Here is a 4,420-nt window from a genome sequence, read left to right on the forward strand (position 1 = left end):
CACCTCGTCTTCGTAGCAGAAGATAGGTAGAATGGCCACGGTTATCACCCTCCCTCACCACGGAGGTTAGCAGTTGAAATCCGACTCGTCAACTCGATTAAGGGATTTCCCAGACCGGATCGAAAAAGGAGTGTGTCCCGATGTCGGTCCTACGGGTTCCAGGCTAAACCCTGAATAATCGCTTGCCAAAGGGGCCCGTCTCTACGGCGGTTCCCCTCTCCCTTCTGTGTAGAGGGCTAGGGTGAGAATCGAGGATGGGATAGTAAAAGCGGCCGGGATAGGAACTGAGCGAAGCGAGCTATGCCCCTGGCAAATCCCCGCCCTATGGGATATGATTGAATCGTGCGCCACGCTCGTAGGGGCCGACCGACGGCGCGCCGTTTAGGTCGGCCCGCGTTTCCCTCTCACTGTGGGAGACTTGCGAGGCACGGGCTGGGGTGAGGGGTAACACGGCGGCCCGCAGAGGACTCGTCCTTCGGGGCCGCTCTTGCTAACCGTGGCAGAGAATTACAGCCGTTTGAAGCAGATGACCGCGTTGTGGCCGCCGAATCCGAAACTGTTGGACAGGGCGACTCTCAAGTCCAGCTTGCGGCTTCCCTCGGGAACGTAGTCCAGATCGCACTCCGGGTCGGGGTGGGTGAGGTTGGCCGTGCGGTGGACGATCCCGGCCTCGATGCTCTTCACCGTGGCCACCGCCTCCATGCCGCCGGCGGCGCCCAGGCCGTGGCCGATCATGGACTTGGTGGAGCTTATGGCCAGGCGGCGGGCGTGATCCCCGAAGACGGTCTTGATGGCCAGGGTCTCGAACTTGTCGTTGAGCTCGGTGGAGGTGCCGTGGGCGTTGATGTAGTCAATGTCCGTGGGGGCCAGGCCGGCGTCTTTCAGGGCCATGGCCATCGCCCGGGCCGCCCCTTCGCCCCCCGGCGCCGGGGCGGTGAGGTGGTAGCCGTCGCCGGACAGGCCGTAGCCCGCCAGCTCGCAGTAGATTTTCGTGCCGCGCGCCTTGGCGTGCTCCATCTCCTCCAAGAGCAGAATCCCGCACCCCTCCCCCATGATGAAGCCGTCGCGCAGGGCGTCGAATGGCCGGCTGGCCTCCTCGGGGGGGCAGTTCCTGGTCGTCAGGGCCCGTGCGGCGCAGAATCCGCCGAAACCCAGGTTGCAGATGGCCGCCTCAGCCCCGCCGGCGAGGGCGATGTCGGCCCGTCCGGCGCGGATATGGTCCAAGGCCTCTCCGATGGCGTGCGTCGCCGAGGCACAGGCCGACGTGGTGCAGTAGTTGGGCCCCTTGAGCTCCAGGCTGATCGAAACCTGCCCCGCGGCCATATCCGCGATGACCTGGGGAATGAAGAAGGGGCTGATCCCCTTCAGGCCGCGCTCCGCGAATTTACCGGCCGTCTCCTCGAGGTATTTGATGTCGCCGATGCCCACGCCGATGATGACGGCGAAGCGGTTCCGGTCAACGTCGGTTAGCGCGATGCGACCGTCGGCCAGAGCCTCCTGAGAGGCGGTGAGGGCGAACTGGACGAAGCGCCCCATCCGCTTGGCGGCCTTAGCCTCGATTGTCGCCAGGGGATCGTACCCCTTCACCTCGGCCGCCACCTTGCACGGGTACTGCTCCGGGTTCACGGCGGTGACGGTCGCCACGCCGGACTTCCCCGCCAGAAGCGCGTCCCAGGTTTCCCTGACGTTCAAACCGACCGGGGTCAGGGCGCCCAGGCCGGTGACGACGACTCGTCGGGTCATCTGAAACACCTCATAGTTTGATAAAGGCGTCCTTGAGAGACGCCGTTATAGTCGGTCATCGCCCGGGTTGGGGGACGACCTCGACGATTGCCTATTCCTTGACGTGATCCTGGAGATACTTGATGGCGTCGCCCACGGTGCGGATGCTGGCGGCGTCCTCGTCCGGTATCTCCATGTCGAACTCTTCCTCGAGCTTCATAACGAGTTCGACGGTGTCCAGGGAATCGGCGCCCAGGTCGTCCACAAAAGCTGCGTCCGGCGTCACCTGGTCGGCGTCCACACTGAGCTCGTTGACCACGATCTCCTTAACCTTGGCCTCGATCTCTTCGTAGGTCATAAAGCCTCCCGCGGGTCTCGTTGATGTCGCGAGGGGGTACTTTAGCAGTAAAACCTCGGTCGTGTCAAGGGAACCCGCAGGCCCGACCCCGGCACCCGCCGCCCCTTTTCCGGCTGCGCCGAAAAAAAGGTTGACAACCTGCCCGACCTTTTCTAGACTACCCGACGAACCGACCAGTAATACCTATTTGGTCGGTCTGTATGCCAGAGGATCATGGGAAAGGGGGAGGGCTTGTCCGAGAATACTAAACGGGCCATTCTCGCCGGCGCCAAAAGCCTTTTCATCCGCTTCGGCAAGCGGAAGACCTCGGTGGACGAGATAGCGCGCGCCGCTCAGGTCGGCAAGGGCACGGTCTACTTCCACTTCAAGAGCAAAGAGGAGATTTGGGACACCATCGTGGGCGAGGAGGTGGACAAGGCCATCGAACGCATCACCGAGTCCCTGGCTAATGTCGAGACCGCCCGGGAAAAGCTGCGCACCTATATCCAGATACGCTACCAGGTCTTCGGCGAGGAGCTGGATATCCTGAACATCCAGCAAGGCGTCCTGGACGAGCTCTTTCCGGAGATTACCGAAATTCTCGGGAAGCTGAAGACCCGGGAGATGGAGTTCCTCGGCCAAATCCTCTCCTACGGCATCGAGCGTGGGGAGTTCAGGGACGTGGATGTCGAGCTGCTCTCGATGATTCTGGTTGCGGTGCTCGACGCCACGGGCGAGTACTGGATCAGGCAGGTGCGCCTCGTCGGGGCCGAGGGCGCCATGAACAACCTCTTAAACGTCTTCTTGCACGGCCTCTTGAAAACCGACTGACACCGCCTTTAGGGGAATCTTGGATAAAATCGCCGCTTTCGTCGTCCGCCACCGCTGGCCGGTCCTCGTCGCCGTCCTCGCCGTTACCGGCTTTTTCTTCTGGGGCATGGGCAAGCTCGTGGTCAAGACCGACTTCATGGCCTCCATAGACCCCGAAGAGCCGGTGGTTAAGCTCTACGACTACATGGGAGAAACCTTCGGCGGCAATGACGTCGCCCTCGTGGGCCTGGAGGCGGACGACGTCTTCCGGCGCGACGTTCTCGGGGCGATGCGGGGCTTCGCCCGGAAGGCCGAGGCTTTGGCGGGCGTGGACTCCGTCCTCTGCCTGACCGAGATGATGGACATCAAGAAGACCGAGGGCGGCATCGAGGTCGGCGACCTTTTCGCCCCCGGCGAGCTGCCGGACCAGAAGGACATAGACGCCCAGCGCGGCTACATCCTGGGAAAGGAGATGTACACAGGCATCTTCGTCTCTCCCTCGGGGAAATTCGCGGTCATCCTGGTCCGCCTCACCGGCAACGGGGACGTGGACCGGGTCGCGCTGGGTCAGGAGCTGCGTCGCACAGCCGAGGATGGGTTCACCGGGACGGGCGTGAAGCTCTACTACGCCGGGCTGCCCTTCCAGATCTACTACATGGACCGGATCGTCCAGGGCGACATGAGCCTCTTGACTCCCGTGGTCTTCGGCCTGGTGGCGCTGGTCCTGGGGCTCTTCTACCGTCGCCTGGCGGGCGTATTTCTGCCGCTGGCGGGCGTGGGGTTCGCCGTGATCTGGAGCCTGGGGCTCATGGGGCTCACCGGGACCCCCATCTCTCTCCTGACCGGCGTCCTCCCGGTTGTGTTGGTGGCGGTGGGCTCGGCCTACGCCATCCACATGGTTAGCCGCTACGTGGATGAAAGGCGACTCTGCGACGACCGGCGCGAGGCGACCCGGCTCGCTTTCTCCCACGTCGGGGTGCCGGTGCTCTTCGCCGGGCTGACCACGGTGGTCGGCTTCGGGTCCCTGGCGAGCGCCAACATCCAGATTATCCGGGAAATGGGCCTCTTCGCCGCCTTCGGCATCTTCGGCGCCACCGTCATCTCCCTGACCCTGGTCCCGGCGGTCCTGGCCATAATCGGCGGCTCGGTGAAGCGGGACTTCGTGAACCGCATGGTCGAGCCGGGAAAATTCTCCCACGCCACGGCCCGCTTCATCGAGAGGCGCCCGAGGCTCATCTGCCTCGGCGTACTGGTCCTCTTCGTCGCGTGTATCGTCGCCCTCCCCTACGTGCGGCGCGAGGTGAACCTGGTCGAGTTCTTCCCGGAGGACTCCACCATGCGCTCGAGCGAGCGTGTCATAGAAAAACACTTCGGCGGCAGCGTGCCGATGCAGGTGTACGTGCAGGGGGACATCCGCCACCCCAGCGTCCTGGCGCGCATGGAGCGCATCGAGAAGCTGATGCGTTCCCAGGTTGGGCACGGCGCCCAGAGCATCGGGGCGCTCCTGCGCGAGCAACGCCGGATCGTTCAGGTTGACCGGTTCGTTCCCCT

General features: G+C 63.6%; 4 protein-coding genes. 2 read left to right on the forward strand and 2 right to left on the reverse strand.

Going from position 1 to position 4,420, the window contains the following annotated elements; translation table 11 throughout:
• Positions 1 to 507: 507 nt before the first annotated feature.
• Entirely contained in the window at positions 508 to 1,743 is a 1,236-nt protein-coding gene (gene fabF, locus NTW26_07780; protein MCX7022153.1) for a beta-ketoacyl-ACP synthase II, read from the reverse strand.
• Positions 1,744 to 1,834: 91 nt separating this feature from the next.
• Entirely contained in the window at positions 1,835 to 2,080 is a 246-nt protein-coding gene (acpP, locus tag NTW26_07785) for an acyl carrier protein (GenBank protein ID MCX7022154.1), read from the reverse strand.
• Between the two features lie 231 nt (positions 2,081 to 2,311).
• Between acpP and NTW26_07790 the strand changes: the two genes are divergently transcribed.
• Both NTW26_07790 and NTW26_07795 read left to right on the forward strand, forming a co-directional pair.
• A complete protein-coding gene (locus tag NTW26_07790; protein ID MCX7022155.1) occupies positions 2,312 to 2,890 on the forward strand; it encodes a TetR/AcrR family transcriptional regulator in 579 nt (192 codons plus the stop codon).
• A gap of 19 nt (positions 2,891 to 2,909) precedes the next feature.
• Positions 2,910 to 4,420 (forward strand): MMPL family transporter (locus NTW26_07795; protein MCX7022156.1); only part of this gene is annotated, 1,511 nt, incomplete at its 3' end.

The organism is bacterium (assembly GCA_026398675.1).
In the GTDB taxonomy this organism is placed as follows: Bacteria; RBG-13-66-14; RBG-13-66-14; order RBG-13-66-14; family RBG-13-66-14; genus RBG-13-66-14.